Source organism: Aeromonas bestiarum (assembly GCF_028751155.1).
Lineage (GTDB): Bacteria > Pseudomonadota > Gammaproteobacteria > Enterobacterales > Aeromonadaceae > Aeromonas > Aeromonas bestiarum.
The window spans coordinates 669,032-683,818 of sequence record NZ_CP064746.1 but is presented as its reverse complement, the minus strand read 5'-3'; the positions used below and the strand labels follow the sequence as shown (position 1 = coordinate 683,818).

15 protein-coding genes are annotated in these 14,787 nt (G+C 58.2%); 2 read left to right on the top strand and 13 right to left on the bottom strand.

Translation table 11 applies throughout. From position 1 onward, the window contains the following. Positions 1–146 precede the first annotated feature (146 nt). The 13 genes from pal to ruvA form a co-directional block, all read right to left on the bottom strand. The gene (gene pal / locus IU367_RS03345; RefSeq protein WP_005304908.1) at positions 147–671 is read right to left on the bottom strand and encodes a peptidoglycan-associated lipoprotein Pal; all 525 of its coding nucleotides are present in this window, start codon (positions 669–671) and stop codon (positions 147–149) included. A 49-nt stretch (positions 672–720) separates the two neighbouring features. Next, positions 721–2,046 carry a Tol-Pal system beta propeller repeat protein TolB gene (gene tolB / locus IU367_RS03340; RefSeq protein WP_042865600.1) on the bottom strand — a complete coding sequence of 442 codons (1,326 nt, stop codon included), beginning with the start codon at positions 2,044–2,046 and terminating at the stop codon, positions 721–723. A gap of 82 nt (positions 2,047–2,128) precedes the next feature. Next, the gene (tolA, locus tag IU367_RS03335) at positions 2,129–3,295 is read right to left on the bottom strand and encodes a cell envelope integrity protein TolA (RefSeq protein WP_274453433.1); all 1,167 of its coding nucleotides are present in this window, start codon (positions 3,293–3,295) and stop codon (positions 2,129–2,131) included. 5 nt (positions 3,296–3,300) lie between these two features. Continuing rightward, the gene (gene tolR / locus IU367_RS03330; protein ID WP_042036135.1) at positions 3,301–3,747 is read right to left on the bottom strand and encodes a protein TolR; all 447 of its coding nucleotides are present in this window, start codon (positions 3,745–3,747) and stop codon (positions 3,301–3,303) included. Beyond that, entirely contained in the window at positions 3,747–4,436 is a 690-nt protein-coding gene (gene tolQ, locus IU367_RS03325) for a protein TolQ (protein ID WP_043554539.1), read from the bottom strand. Before tolQ ends, tolR begins: the two co-directional genes overlap by 1 nt. Beyond that, positions 4,426–4,833, bottom strand: a complete 408-nt coding sequence (gene ybgC / locus IU367_RS03320) for a tol-pal system-associated acyl-CoA thioesterase (RefSeq protein WP_043554537.1) — start codon at positions 4,831–4,833, stop codon at positions 4,426–4,428. The genes tolQ and ybgC overlap by 11 nt, the downstream gene beginning before the upstream one ends. Positions 4,834–4,938: 105 nt before the next feature. Then, the gene (locus IU367_RS03315; protein ID WP_043554536.1) at positions 4,939–5,250 is read right to left on the bottom strand and encodes a cyd operon YbgE family protein; all 312 of its coding nucleotides are present in this window, start codon (positions 5,248–5,250) and stop codon (positions 4,939–4,941) included. Further along, positions 5,237–5,353, bottom strand: a complete 117-nt coding sequence (cydX, locus tag IU367_RS03310) for a cytochrome bd-I oxidase subunit CydX (protein WP_043142346.1) — start codon at positions 5,351–5,353, stop codon at positions 5,237–5,239. Before cydX ends, IU367_RS03315 begins: the two co-directional genes overlap by 14 nt. A 14-nt stretch (positions 5,354–5,367) precedes the next feature. Further along, positions 5,368–6,504 (bottom strand): cytochrome d ubiquinol oxidase subunit II, encoded by a 1,137-nt coding sequence (gene cydB, locus IU367_RS03305; RefSeq protein ID WP_098982327.1) that lies wholly within the window; start codon positions 6,502–6,504, stop codon positions 5,368–5,370. 12 nt (positions 6,505–6,516) lie between these two features. Beyond that, complete coding sequence (cydA, locus tag IU367_RS03300) at positions 6,517–8,073, bottom strand: cytochrome ubiquinol oxidase subunit I (RefSeq protein ID WP_042865605.1); 1,557 nt, start codon at positions 8,071–8,073, stop codon at positions 6,517–6,519. A gap of 349 nt (positions 8,074–8,422) precedes the next feature. Then, complete coding sequence (locus tag IU367_RS03295) at positions 8,423–8,569, bottom strand: hypothetical protein (protein WP_274453430.1); 147 nt, start codon at positions 8,567–8,569, stop codon at positions 8,423–8,425. Between the two features lie 439 nt (positions 8,570–9,008). After that, positions 9,009–10,019: a Holliday junction branch migration DNA helicase RuvB gene (gene ruvB, locus IU367_RS03290; RefSeq protein WP_042865606.1), complete on the bottom strand. Its 1,011-nt coding sequence runs from the start codon at positions 10,017–10,019 to the stop codon at positions 9,009–9,011. Between the two features lie 8 nt (positions 10,020–10,027). Next, entirely contained in the window at positions 10,028–10,642 is a 615-nt protein-coding gene (gene ruvA / locus IU367_RS03285; protein WP_043142349.1) for a Holliday junction branch migration protein RuvA, read from the bottom strand. 239 nt (positions 10,643–10,881) lie between these two features. Here ruvA and IU367_RS03280 point away from each other — a divergent pair, with 239 nt between their 5' ends. Beyond that, positions 10,882–12,891 carry a methyl-accepting chemotaxis protein gene (locus tag IU367_RS03280; protein WP_043142352.1) on the top strand — a complete coding sequence of 670 codons (2,010 nt, stop codon included), beginning with the start codon at positions 10,882–10,884 and terminating at the stop codon, positions 12,889–12,891. A gap of 136 nt (positions 12,892–13,027) precedes the next feature. Beyond that, the gene (locus tag IU367_RS03275) at positions 13,028–14,752 is read left to right on the top strand and encodes a proline--tRNA ligase (RefSeq protein WP_274453429.1); all 1,725 of its coding nucleotides are present in this window, start codon (positions 13,028–13,030) and stop codon (positions 14,750–14,752) included. Positions 14,753–14,787: the final 35 nt, after the last annotated feature.

Below are 14,787 nucleotides of genomic sequence, written 5' to 3'. Positions count from 1 at the left end.
TAGCCTCTGTGTATATAAAACGGCCATCGCAATAGTCGCTTGTTTATACACACATTTCATTCAGATCAAACCGGTAGCTTCAGTGTAAATAAAACGGCCATCGAAATGGCCGTTTGCATATACACGAACTTCATTCGGATCAAACCTTAGTAAACCAGAACCGCACGGCGGTTTTTGGCAAAGGCATCCTCGGTATGAGACATGTCCAGCGGCTTCTCTTCGCCATAGCTGACGATGGAAAGCTGCTCGGCCTGCACACCCAGGGTTTGCAGATACTTGGCTACAGCCTTGGCACGACGCTCGCCCAGCGCGATGTTGTATTCCGGAGTACCGCGCTCATCGGCGTGGCCTTCGATCAACACCTTGACGGACGGACGCTCACGCAGGTAGCTGGCGTGTGCATCCAGCAGATCAGCGTACTGACCCTGAATGTCATAACCATCAAACGGGAAGTAGATCACGTTGTCGCGTTGCAGTGCTTCGAACTTCTGACGCATCTGCTCTTCCGGGGACAACATGCCGTTTGCGCCACCAGTTTGTACACCGCCCATGCCGTCGGTCATGCCTGACTCGGCGCCAGCGGCATCGGAATCAGAAGAGGAGCTACAAGCGGCCAGGGTGAACAGTGGCAGTGCGATGGCCAAACCCTTGAGCAGTTTATTGAGTTGCATGCTATTTCCTTAAACCTTTATAACAAAACAAAAAACAATCGAATTTTTATCAATTCAAGAAGGGCGACCAAGCTGGTGCACGAATTTCACCGCTACTGGTCGGAAGCACAGCCTTGAAGCGACCATCGGTCGATACCAACGCCAGACTCTTGCGACCTTGATAGATGGTGGCATAAATGATCATGCTGCCATTGGGAGCCACACTTGGCGACTCATCCAGAGCACTCTGGGTAAGGACCAACAGGGCATTGTTTTCCATGTCCTGACGGGCAATACGGTATTGTCCCTGGACACGGGTCACCATCACCATGATTTTGCCATCAGGAGTAATGGATGCACCCTGGTTGGATTCACCTTCCCACGTCATCCGGTGAGTCATACCAGTCGCCAAATTTACGCTATAAATCTGGGGTTTGCCACCACGTTCAGAGGTGAACAACAAACTTTGCCCGTCCGGCATCCAGGAGGGTTCGGTGTCGATCACACGGCTGGTGGTGACGCGGGTCAGCTGCTTGCTTGCAACATCAATCACATAGAGGTTCGGTGAACCATCTTTGGAGAGCACGATAGCCAAGCGACGACCATCCGGAGACCACTCAGGCGCCCCGTTGATGCCACGGAAACTGGAGATCAGACTGCGCTGCTGGGTGTAGATGTCCTGCACATAGATTTCAGACTTCTGGTTCTCGAAGCTCACGTAGGCCAGCTTGCTGCCATCCGGCGACCAGGCCGGAGACATCAGCGGCTCGCGGGAGCGCAGCAGGGTCTTCTCGTTGTAACCGTCGTAGTCGGCGATCCGCAGCTGGTACGGGAACTGGGTCCCCTGTTGCACTGAGACGTAGGCCAGACGGGTCAGGAAGGCGCCACGCTCGCCAGTCAGACGCTCATAGACGATGTCGGAGATGCGGTGGGCAAACTGGCGCATCTGGGCACCCGGAATGGTCGCCATGCGGCTATCCAGGATGTAACCATTGCTCTCGCCGCCCTGGGTCTTGGCCAACTGGCCCTTCAGCACGTCGACCAGCTCGAAGTTGATCTTGTAAGTGCCGTCGCCAACAGCCGAAATGGAACCCACCACCACGGCTTCAACCCCTTGGGACGCCCAGGGCGCGAAGTTGATCTCGCCACTGGAGCTCGGGGTCTGCGGCATCTGGCCACGGGCCAGCGGTTTAAACTTGCCACTGCGCATCAGATCGTTGGAGACCACTTCCGCGATGTCCTGCGGCAGTTGCCCGTTCCCTTCCCACTTGAAGGGGGCGACGGCGATGGGACGTGCGCTATCAATACCGCCGGTGATGACGATGTCCAAGGCCGCCTGGGCACTCTGGCCCAGCAACAAACAGCCAACCAAAGCAAAAAATACTTTTCTGATCATGGCTTAAATACTCGGTTCCAATAAAAATGAGAGGTTAAATTCCTTTCTCAGCAAGACGCTGCCTGACCCCGTTTTATCATGCTTAGATGCTAGGTTCTAACTTGAGGTTGAACTCCTTCAACATCTCGAATGCCGCAGGATCCTTCGGCACCGGCAGTTGATTGGCCTTCAATACCGCCGCTTTGCCGGAACGGCATACCGCCGGGTCACCCTGGCCGTTATCTACCGATATGACAAAGCCTGTGCTGGCAAGACGTACGCCGATAGTACATGTTTTGCCCCGCATGGTGGGATCCAAAATCATGTAGCGCTCGACCGTGGCCTTGATCAAGGCGGCATATTTATCGACCTCGCCCTGCGCCTGCGCCGATGCGGCCTGACTGCGGGCATTGGCCTCAGCCGACAGCTGCTGCTGCATCATGTCTTCCATCTCTTTTTGCAGCTTGGCCTCCTCGGCCGCCTTGCGCTTGCGCTCCGCCGCTATCTTGGCTTTCTTGTCAGCCTCGGCCTTGGCCTTCTTCTCTGCGTCAGCTTTTGCCTTCTTGGCAGCCTCTTCCTTGGCCTCCTTGGCTTTCTTGTCCGCTTCAGCCTTGGCCTGTTTCTCGGCCTCTGCCTTGGCTTTCTTGTCCGCCTCGGCCTTGGCTTTCTTCTCAGCCTCCTGCTTGGCCTTCTTGTCGGCTTCCGCTTTCTTGGCCGCCTCCGCCTTGGCCTGCTTCTGTTCGGCCTCTTTCTTCTCTTCCTGTTCTTTTTTCTTCTTCAGCGCCAGCGCCTTGCTCTCGGCCTCTGCCGCTTTGCGCTCAGATTCCGCCTGCTTGGTTTTCTGCTCTTCCAGCTTGCGGGCTTGCTCGGCTTTCTGGGTCTTCTCTTCCGCCTGCTTCTGCTCGGCTACCTTCTTCTGCTTCTCGGCCTCTGCCTTGCGGGTCGCCTCTTCGGCTTCCTTGCGCTTGGTTTCGGCGATGCGCAGCCGCTCCTGCTGCTGGGCCAGCTCACGCTTGGCGATATCCGTGTCTTCCTTGTCCTTCTCTTTCTCTACCTTCTGAGGCTTGGGCTGAGATTTCTGCTGCTGGATCTGCTTGGCCTGCTCGTTGAGGAAGTTCTCGTCGAGCATGACGGCATTGACGATCTGCCCCTTCGACTCGGGCCGCTTGGGTTTGCTGAAGTCGACCCCGACCAGCAAAATGATGCCGATGATCAGGTGCAGCAGCAGCGACGCGATGAGATAACCGGAAATACCACGCTTCACGTCCATCTCCGTCAGTTCACCGGATCTGTCATCAGGCCAACCTGAGGCACGCCCGCATTCTTGAGGGCCACCATCAGCAGGATCACCTCTTCGTAGCGCACGGACTTGTCACCGGCCACCACCACGGGGGCATTCTGGTTGATGGCCAGATAGCCCATGGCTTTCTCGGTGATGTATTGCTGCATCGCCTCGGGCGTGCCGCTCGGCACAGGCTCATCATCGGCCTCACCGGCCTTGATGACGTACTCGCCTTCGGTGTTGACGCTGACGATGAAGGGGGGCTTGGCATCTTCCGGCAACTGCTCGGATTCCGCCTGTGGTAGGTCAACCTTGACCCCTTGCGTGATCACGGGCGTCACCGCCATGAAGATGATAAGCAGCACCAGCATGACGTCGATATAGGGAACCACGTTGATCTCGCACACCTTCTTGCGCCGGATCCGCTGATAGGTTTGCATTACTGATCACCCTGCTGCTGTGCAATCTGACGGTTCAGTATGGTGGTGAACTCGTCCATGAAGTTGGCGTAGGCGTTCTCCAGCTTCTCTACCTTGTTGGTAAACCGGTTGTAGAAAATAACCGCGGGAATGGCCGCAAACAGGCCCATGGCGGTGGCGATCAGCGCCTCCGCGATACCCGGTGCCACCATCTGCAGGGTGGCCTGCTGCACCTGACCCAGGGCGATAAAGGCGTTCATGATGCCCCATACGGTACCAAACAGACCGATATAGGGGCTGATGGAGCCGACGGTCGCCAGTACTGGCAGGTTGGATTCCAGCTCGTCCACCGCGCGGGAAAGCGATACCCGCATGGCACGATAGGTACCGTCCATCACCGCATCCTGGCCACGAGCGCCGGCCTTGAGCAGGCGGGCATACTCCTTGAAGCCGGAATAGAAGATGTCTTCCATGCCTTCGATGTCATCGCGGCGGGAAGAGGACTCCTGGTAGAGACGGTTCAGATCGACCCCGGACCAGAATCTGTCCTCAAACTGCTCCGATGCGATATTGGCCGCCTTGATGACCTTGGAGCGCTGTATGATCAGCGCCCAGGAGACGACCGACATACCCATCAGGGTCATCATGACCAGTTTTACCAACAGGCTGGCTTGCCAAAACAGGCCAATAAACGAAATTTCAGCGTGCACTTAACAGCACTCCCTTCACATTTTCAGGTATTGCAACAGGTTTCATATGCGGATGACTGACACAGGCTATCTGTACCATGGCCTGGGTGATCAGTCGTCCATCAGCCGCCAGTATCCGTTGTGAGAAGCGCATGGAGGCGCGTTTCACTTCAGTCACTTGCGTTAACACAGTCAAAAGCTCATTAAAACGGGCCGCCGAGCGGAAATCGATCTCTGTTCGACTCACCACAAACGCGTGTCCGTCACGCAGCAGGACATCCTGTTCGATGCCACCAGCGCGCAGAAACTCGGTGCGAGCACGTTCCATAAACTTGAGATAATTGGCGTTGTAGACGATGCCCCCGGCGTCCGTGTCTTCGTAGTAGACACGCACCGGAAACTCAGAGACTTCCCCCATAACAATCTGTGATCCATTCGACAGTCAGATGGGGGGCTATCATAGCGCAGGGCTGAATAGGAAAGAAGCAGGGGGAGGCAGGGAAATCCTGCCTCCCCCCGTTTTTTATGAAAGGAAATAGCCTTGAGTCAACCAGAGCCCATATAACAAACTGGGCCAGGCGAGCCAGGGGCAAAACAGTACGCGACCGATGAGGCTGCGGGGATGGAATCCCAGCCCGTGCATCACGCCGCAACAGACCGCCCACATCAGCCAGGGCGCGAGCCAGAGGCCGTGCTCACTGGTGTTGGCGGCCACCAGGTTGGGGGCCTGCAAAATAGCGACGGCCAACAGGGCCGCCGCTACCAGTATCAACCCCTGCCAGGGTTGGCGCTCCAGAGGAGCCGCCAACCGGGCGAGTCGATCACTTGTTTTCATCGATCTTGCGATCCATGTTCTCGGTGTGTTCCAGCCAGAGCGCATTGATGATGCCAAACGCACAAGCCAGCAGCAGACCCAGGATCCAGGTGAAATACCACATATCAGGGCACCTTCTTAGTAGAGCGATTGTTGGTTGTCTTCGATGTGCTTGTTGCTCACCCGGCCAAACATCTTGATGTAGGTCCAGATGGTGTAACCCAGCACAGTCGGGACAAAGATGGCCGCGACCACTGTCATCACCTTGAGGGTGTTGAAGGAGGCGGTGGCATCCCACATGGTCAGACTCTGCGATGGCTCCAGGCTGGACGGCATGATGAAGGGGAACATGGAGAAGCCCGCCGTCAAGATGATGCCCGCAATGGCCAGGGAGGAGCAGAGGAATGCCAGCCAGCCCTTGCCAATCTTGGCCGCCGCCGCCGTCAGCACGCACATCGCCAGACCCAGCGCGGGAGCGATCATCATCCAGCTATAGAGGCTGTAGTTCTGCATCCAGGCACCGGCCTGCACCACGACTTCCTTGTGCAGGGGGTTGGTCACGGCATCGGTCGCGGCACCGCTGACCACCACATAACCGTCCATGCCACTGACCCAGACACCGGCCAACGCGAAGGTGACCAGCGTCAGCAGGGAGAAGATCATTGCGGCGGTACGGGAACGAGCCAGCACCTCGCCCTCGGTCTTCATCATCAGCCAGGTAGCGCCCTGGGTCACAATCATGAACAGGCTCACCAGACCGGCCAGCAGACCGAACGGATTGAGCAGGCCGAAGAAGTTGCCGTGATAGGTCAGCATCAGGAACTGGTTGAAGCTGAACGGTACACCCTGCAGCAGGTTGCCAAAGGCGACCCCGAAGATGACGGGGGGAACGGCGCTGCCGATGAACAGGGCCCAATCCCAGTTGGTACGCCACTTGGCGTCTTCACGCAGGGAACGGTACTTGAAGCCGACCGGACGGAAGAAGAGCGCCATCAGGGTCAGGATCATGGCGATGTAGAAGCCGGAGAAGGCTGCCGCATACACTATGGGCCAGGCCGCGAACAGGGCTCCGCCCGCCGTGACCAGCCATACCTGGTTGCCTTCCCAGTGCGGGCCCATGGTGTTGAGCATCACCCGACGCTCCACATCCTTCTTTCCGACGAAGGGGAGCAGTGCGCCCACCCCCATATCGAAACCGTCGGTGATGGCGAAACCGATCAGCAAGACACCGACCAGCACCCACCAGACCAGACGCAACATTTCGTAATCAAACATGGGTTACTCTCCTTATGCCTTGCTCTGTTCGAAGTGGTACTTGCCCGTCTTCAGGCTGCTTGGGCCCAGACGCGCATACTTGAACATCAGGTACATCTCTATGATGAGCAGCACCGTGTAGAACAGGCAGATCCCGATCAGGGAGAACCAGATCTCGGACGCAGGCACGTTGGATGCAGAGACCGAGGTCGGCAGCACTTCGGCTATGGTCCAGGGCTGACGGCCATATTCCGCGACGAACCAGCCACACTCGATGGCGATCCAGGGCAGCGGGATACCCCACAGCAGCGCCTTGAGCAGCCATTTGCGCTCACCGATCTTGTGGCGAGTGCTGTCATAGAAGGCCAGGCCGATCAGCAGCAGCATCAGCATGCCGCAGGCAACCATGATGCGGAAGGCGAAGAACAGCGGTGCAACCTGCGGGATGGAGTCATCCACGGCGGCCTTGATCTGTTCATCGGTCGCGTCGGTCACGTTGTTGGTGTAGCGCTTGAGCAGCAGACCGTAGCCCAGATCCTGCTTCACTTCATCGAAGCGGGCACGGGTATCATCGGACTTGTCGCCGGATTGCAGCTTGGTCAGCAGGTCATAGGCGGTCATGCCGTTGCGCACGCGCAGCTCATGCTCGCTCTTCAGATCCTTGAGGCCGGTCACCTGGCCATCCAGGGAACGGGTGGCGATGATGCCGAGCGCGTACGGGATCTTGATGGCGTAATCGGTGCGCATCTCTTCCTGGTTCGGGATACCGAACAGGGTAAAGGATGCCGGAGCCGGTTCTGTGTTCCACTCGGCCTCGATGGCCGCCAGTTTCACCTTCTGCACTTCACCCGTCTCGTAGCCGGACTCGTCACCGAGGATCAGCACGGAGAGGATGGAGGCCATACCGAAGGCCGCTGCGATGGCGAAGGAGCGACGGGCGAAGGCCACATCACGATTCTTCAGCAGGTAATAGGAGGAGATGCCCAGCACGAACATGGCGCCCGTGGTATAGCCGGCCGCGACCGTGTGGACGAACTTGACCTGAGCAACCGGGTTGAACACCAGTTCGGCGAAGCTCACCATCTCCATCCGCATGGACTCGAAGTTGAACTCGGCACCGACCGGGTTCTGCATCCAGCCGTTGGCCACCAGGATCCAGAGGGCGGAGAGGTTGGTCCCCAGCGCCATCAACCAGGTCGAAGCCAGATGTTGACGCTTGGTCAGGCGATCCCAACCAAAGAAGAACATGCCGACGAAGGTGGATTCCAGGAAGAAGGCCATCAAGCCTTCGATGGCCAGCGGGGCCCCGAAGATATCGCCTACATAGTGGGAGTAATAGGCCCAGTTGGTACCGAACTGAAACTCCATGGTCAGCCCTGTGGTAACCCCGAGGGCGAAGTTGATACCAAACAACTTGCCCCAGAACTTGGTCATGTCCCGGTAGACAGGGTTGTTGGTCATCACATAGACAGATTCCATGATCGCCAGAATGAAGGCCATTCCGAGCGTCAGGGGTACAAACAGGAAGTGATAAAGGGCCGTCGCAGCGAATTGGAACCGCGATAGGTCTACCACATGCTCAGCAATCATGATGTTTCCTCACCGATTATTGGCACGGCTATTTTAAGTTTTAAGGACAAAGCTTCCGTTGGAAGTCCCCGAATTATCGGTCACGCTCCAGTTTGCACTGGCGACCGGATTCGACTGCTACCAGCATTAACAACAAGGCAATACACAGGAACAAAAAAAGCTAATGTTTAACAATTACAAAACAATCAGACTTGCTTTATTCCCGCCCATAATGACCGATGTTTTATATCACCTTTATTTGATTGAAATCAATGTAAAACCATCATCAATACATGCCTTTCAAAGGCATTTTCACGTCGCGTTCCATTTAATTTGGAGAGCTGCGTCACAAAAAACACTAAATCGCAAATCATTGATTTAAATCAAATTTAATATCATCACCAATAAGTGACGCTTCTGTTAAAAAACAATGTTCAAGCGGATTTTCATAATGTTTTCCCACCCCTGGCTGCCCGCCGGCAACTCCAATTAAAAACCAGTAAAAACGCATGTTCATGCTAATTCGACAACCCAGGCAAATGATTAGTTAATCTAATCTGATATAGGTAATTTTTCTTGTTTGTCCGAGTCCGACAGAGCTCCTACAATGCGCCTCGCAGTGAGGGCATACCCTTGGATACAGGCCGGTCAATCTGGGTTCCCGGTACGTATTCGATGAACATTTCGAACCTGTCTATTGGAATTTAAGATGAAAAAGTTTGTTGCTAAAACCATCCGTTACTACAAGCTTTCGTTCGTTCAGCTCTATCAAATGAACCGACTCTGAGGCCTCGCGACGGCTCCTCTGTTTTTTTCCGGTCTGTGTCCAGACGCACTCACTGTCTGTGAACATCCATCCTGAATTGTCTTTGCCCACCGCATCCGCCGTGGGCTTTTTTTTGCCCGGATAACAAAAAACCGCCCTTGATGGCGGTTTTTTGTTCAAACAGCTGTTTTCACCTTTCATCTGGCCGTTGCAAGCCAAAATGCGCATACGCTCTCGGTGTCGCCATCCGCCCTCTGGGTGTACGTTGCAGATAGCCCTGCTGGATCAGATAGGGCTCCAGCACATCCTCGATAGTGTCTTTCTCTTCACCTATGGCAGCCGCCAGGTTATCGAGACCCACAGGGCCCCCCAGAAACTTGTCTATCACAGCCAACAATAGCTTGCGGTCCATGAAGTCGAAACCTTCATTGTCCACGTCCAGCATGTCCATGGCTCGGGCCGCTATGGGTCCGTCTATCCGGCCATCAGACTTGACCTGGGCAAAGTCGCGCACGCGACGCAACAGACGGTTGGCAATCCGCGGGGTACCGCGGGAACGACGGGCCAATTCCAGGGCGCCGTCACTGGTCATCTCCAGCCCCAGGCAACGGGCGCTGCGGGAGACGATATCGGTCAGATCCTTGACGTTGTAGAACTCCAGCCGCTGCACTATGCCGAAACGATCCCGCAGCGGGCTGGTCAGGGAGCCGGCCCGGGTAGTGGCGCCGATCAGGGTAAAGGGAGGCAAGTCGAGCTTGATGGATCGGGCGGCGGGGCCCTCCCCTATCATGATGTCGAGCTGGTAATCCTCCATCGCCGGATAGAGCACCTCTTCCACCACAGGGCTCAGTCGGTGGATCTCGTCGATAAACAGCACGTCATTGGGTTCGAGGTTGGTGAGCAGCGCCGCCAGATCGCCGGCCTTTTCCAGCACAGGACCCGAGGTGGTCTTGATGTTGACCCCCATCTCGTTGGCCACTATGTTCGCGAGCGTGGTCTTGCCCAGACCCGGCGGGCCGAAGATCAGCAGGTGATCGAGTGCCTCGCCACGCTGGCGTGCCGCCTCGATGAAGATCTCCATCTGCTCGCAGACGGGATCCTGGCCTGTGTAATCGGCCAGCATCTTTGGCCGTATGGCCCGATCGATGATCTCATCCTCACGCACGCCGGTGGCGGAGATGAGACGGTCCGCTTCAATCATTGCCTACCTCACACCAGACTACGCAGGGATTCACGGATGATATCTTCCACCGACATCCCATCGATGGCTATCTTGCTGACGATCTGGCTGGCCTGCTGCGGCTTGTAGCCCAGAGCCACCAGCGCGCTGGCCGCCTCTTCGCTCGCATCGGGCGCCCGCAGCCGGCTCTCCTTGGCCGGCAGGCTGATCTCGGCCGGCGAGAAGAGATCGTGGCTGACCCAGCCCTTGAGCCTGTCCTTCATCTCCACCACCAGCCGCTCGGCTGTCTTCTTGCCCACGCCAGGCAATTTGACCAGGGAGCTTATCTCCTCGCGCTCGACACTCAGCACGAACTGGGTGGCCGTCATGCCGGAGAGGATCGCCAGCGCCAGCTTGGGGCCGACGCCGTTGGTCTTGATCAGCTCGCGAAACAGCGCCCGCTCCTGCTTGTGGTTGAATCCATACAGCAGCTGGGCATCCTCACGCACCACGAAGTGGATATGAATGGTCGCTTCCTTGCCGATCTCGGGCAGATCATAGAAGCAGCTCATGGGCATCTGTACCTCATAGCCCACGCCCCCGACTTCCAGCAGCACCTCGGGGGGTTGTTTCTCAATGACTACGCCTCTCAAGCGACCAATCACGGCTCTCTCCTCGCCAAACCATCTATCTGTAAATTGGGTCATAGCATAAAGAATAACTGGATAAGTATCCAGCATAGGGCGGCGGAGTACGGCAGAGGATTCTCGGCACTCTGGCGCTTTCGGAGCCATGCTTGGATCGGATCTGAGCAGTAACTTTATTTTCCACCGGGAATGGCGAATGTTTGCCATTGAGAGAACACTGAATTGGGTTTGTTCGGAACCAAGGAAGGTCCTGCATCATGAAAATTGTCACTACATCGAATCTGGGACTGACGATCCTGCTCGGCTGCACGCTGGGCATGGGGGCCATCGGCTGGTATGGCAGCCAGCGGCTGGCCGATCTGCTCTCCTATGTATTGGGGGCCGCCTGGCAGACCGCCGATGGCGCCATGGAGGGATCCATAGAGCTGGGCAACCAGTCCCTGTATATCCAGAAAATGCTCAGAGGCATGCCCCTCGACGAGCCCGAGCTGCAACGGGCCAGAGCGGCCACCACAGATGCCCTGCGCCGGGTGGGTGAAGGCAGGCTCATCGACGAGACGGCGATCAGCACCATGAACCAGCGCCAGCAGGATTATCAGCAACAGCAGGACAAGCTGCTGGCGCTCTATCGCACCTATACCGGCGTCGATCAGGCGCTGCGCGCCAGTTCGGAACGCATGTCCCGCCTCTCCATCCAGCTGGAAGTGGTCGGCGATGGCGCTGTCGAGAGCCTCACCCAGTCGCCGGATCAGGCCATCAGCTGGAATGGCGGCCTCGCCACCCGCTGGCAAGCGGCCGACGGCGGCATGGAAGCCAACATCGGCTTCCTGCGCCAACTCTATGCGCTGGAGAAGATGCAGAGTGAGGGCCCGACCCCCGCCATCCAGGCCGAGTTGAAGGAGGCGACCCGCTTCTATCAGGAGGCGGTCGACGGCATGCTGGCCACGGGGCTGTTCGATATCCCGGGTGAGGGGGAGTTCGCCGGCCAGTCGCTGGCGACGCAATACCGGGCCCTGCAGGCCGACGATCAGCGGCTGATAAGCCAGTGGATTGCAGCCCTGAGCGATTACCAGAGCCAGCTGGCGCGATACGAGAGCAGTGCCGAACAGCTCAAGCAGGTGCTGGTCGAAGTCGAGGCCAAGGGAGATGCCACTGTCGAGGATCAGGTAAACCAGCTCAATACCATCATCGGTCATACCAAAAACCTGATCCTGGGGGGTCTGGTACTGAGCCTGCTGATCGTCGCGCTCTGCGGTTTCTGGCTGGTTCGCACCATAGTCAGGCCCCTGCTGCAGGTCAATCAGCGCATGCAGGACATAGCCGCCGGTGAGGGCGATCTCAACGCGCGGATCAATCTCAAGCGGGACGATGAGATAGGCTCGCTGGCGGGCAGTGTGGATCGCTTCATCGAGAAGCTGCAGAAGATGATCAGCTCCACCATGGACAACAACCAGCACATCAGCGACCACGTCCACACCTCGGTCAACCGGGTCGAGGCCATCAGCCAGAGCAGCCGCCAGACCGCCGAGCATGCCCAGGCGCTGCACCACGACAGCGAGCAGATGGTGCAGGTCGCCACCTCCATCTCGGACAATTGCAGCCTGGCGGCGCAAAACGCCAACGAGGTACGCCAGCTCACCGCAGAAAGCAGTCAGTACGTGACCTCCGCCAGCAACGGCATGCAGCGGGTCGTGGTGGAGGTGGGCGAGTGCGCCAACGCCATCAACGCCCTCAAGGAGCAGGCGAGCCAGATTGGCCAGATCATCTCCACCATCAGCAGCATCTCGGAGCAGACCAACCTGCTGGCGCTCAACGCCGCCATCGAGGCGGCCCGGGCCGGCGAGATGGGCCGGGGCTTTGCCGTGGTGGCCGACGAGGTGCGCACCTTGGCCAACCGTACCGCCTCCTCCAGCGCCGAGATCACCGAGGTGATCAACAACATTCAGCAGCAGACCGAGAAGGCCTATCTGATGATGCAGCGCAACCTGAAAACCGTGGAGTCGGGCATGCAGGATTCCGACAACACCAAGCAGATCCTGTTCAAGGTGGAAGAAGCCATCGACCATCTGGCCGACATGGTGCAACAGGTGGCGGATGCCACCGGCCAGCTCTCCCACACCCTGAGCCACACCTCGGACAAGGTCTCCGGCATCAGCCTGCAGGCCCAGACAGGTGAGCAGGAGGCGCAGGAGTGCCTGCAACTCGCCTCCTCCCTCCATCAAGCCAGCCTGCTGCAACAACGACTGCTGTCGCAATTTCGGGTCTGACACGGGCGGGGGCCCGGCCCCCGCTTTCTCCCGCTGCGCTAAATTTAGCCCTTGGGCCGCAGGGCCCTCCCTGTTAAAATTCCGCTCTTGAATTTATCCAGGGCCCCGCGGCCCGTCTTATCTAAGGTCACGAGCGATGCGTACCAGCCAATATCTGCTTTCCACTCTCAAGGAAACCCCGTCCGACGCCGAAGTCGTCAGCCATCAGCTGATGCTGCGCGCCGGCATGATCCGCAAACTGGCCTCAGGCATGTATGCCTGGCTGCCGTCCGGCCTGCGGGTACTGAAAAAGATCGAGAACATTGTTCGCGAAGAGATGAACAACGCTGGTGCCATCGAAGTCTCCATGCCGGTGGTGCAGCCCGCCGAGCTGTGGCAGGAGTCCGGCCGCTGGGATGACTACGGTCCCGAGCTGTGCCGCCTGACCGACCGTCACAACCGTCCCTTCGTGCTGGGCCCGACCCACGAAGAGGTGATCACCTCGCTGATCCGTTACGAAGTGAACAGCTACAAGCAGCTGCCGCTCAACCTCTACCAGATCCAGACCAAGTTCCGCGATGAAGTGCGCCCCCGTTTCGGTGTGATGCGCGGTCGCGAGTTCCTGATGAAGGACGCCTACTCCTTCCACATCGACAAGGCCTCGCTGATCGAGACCTACGAGCGGATGCACGCCGCCTACTGTGCCGCCTTCACCCGCATGGGGCTGAACTTCCGTCCAGTGCAGGCCGATACCGGCTCCATCGGCGGTACCGGCTCCCATGAATTCCAGGTGCTGGCCGAGAGCGGTGAAGACCTGATCGCCTTCTCCGACACCTCCGACTACGCCGCCAACATAGAGATGGCCGAAGCGCTGGCACCGGCCGGTGAGCGCGCTGCCGCGACCAAGGCCCTGACCAAGGTGGCGACCCCGGCCGTCCACACCATAGACGAAGTGGCCACCTTCCTGAACGTGGCGCCGACCGCCATCGCCAAGACCCTGCTGGTACTGGCCGAAGCTGACGAGCACGGCAACCAGGCCATCATCGCCCTGGTGCTGCGCGGTGATCACGAGCTGAACGAGATCAAGGCCGAGAAGCTGGCCGGTGTCGCCAACCCGCTGACCTTCGCCAACGAGGAGCAGATCAAGGCTGCCGCCGGTTGTGATGCCGGCTCCATCGGCCCGGTCGGCTTTGCCGGTCGCATCATCGCCGATCGCAGCGCCGCTCATCTGGCAGACTTCGTCTGTGGCGCCAACGAGACCGGCTTCCACCTGACCGGTGCGAACTGGGATCGCGACATCGCCACTTACGAAGTGGCCGATCTGCGCAACGTGGTGGAAGGCGACCCCAGCCCCTGCGGCCAGGGCAAACTGCTGCTCAAGCGCGGCATCGAGGTGGGCCACATCTTCCAGCTCGGCACCAAGTACTCCGAAGCCATGAAGGCGAGCGTGCTGAACGAGGGCGGCAAGTCCGTCACCATGGAGATGGGTTGCTACGGCATCGGGGTCTCCCGTCTGGTGGCCGCCGCCATCGAGCAGAACAACGACCAGTACGGCATCATCTGGCCGGACGCCATAGCCCCGTTCGAAGTGGCCATAGTGCCGATGAACATGCACAAATCCGAGCGCGTGGCCGAGCAGGCACAGCAGTTCTACACCGAGCTGAAGGCCGCCGGTGTGGACGTGCTGTTCGATGACCGCAAAGAGCGCCCGGGCGTGATGTTTGCCGACATGGAGCTGCTGGGTGTGCCACACGCCATCGTCATCGGCGATCGCGGTCTGGACAACGGCGTGGTGGAGTACAAGTGCCGCCGCTCCGGCGAGAAGCAGGAAGTGGCGATCGGCGAGATCGTTGCCATGCTCAAGGCCAAGCTGGGTCGTTAATTCAGCCCCCTTGCCAACATAAAAAAGCGCGCCCG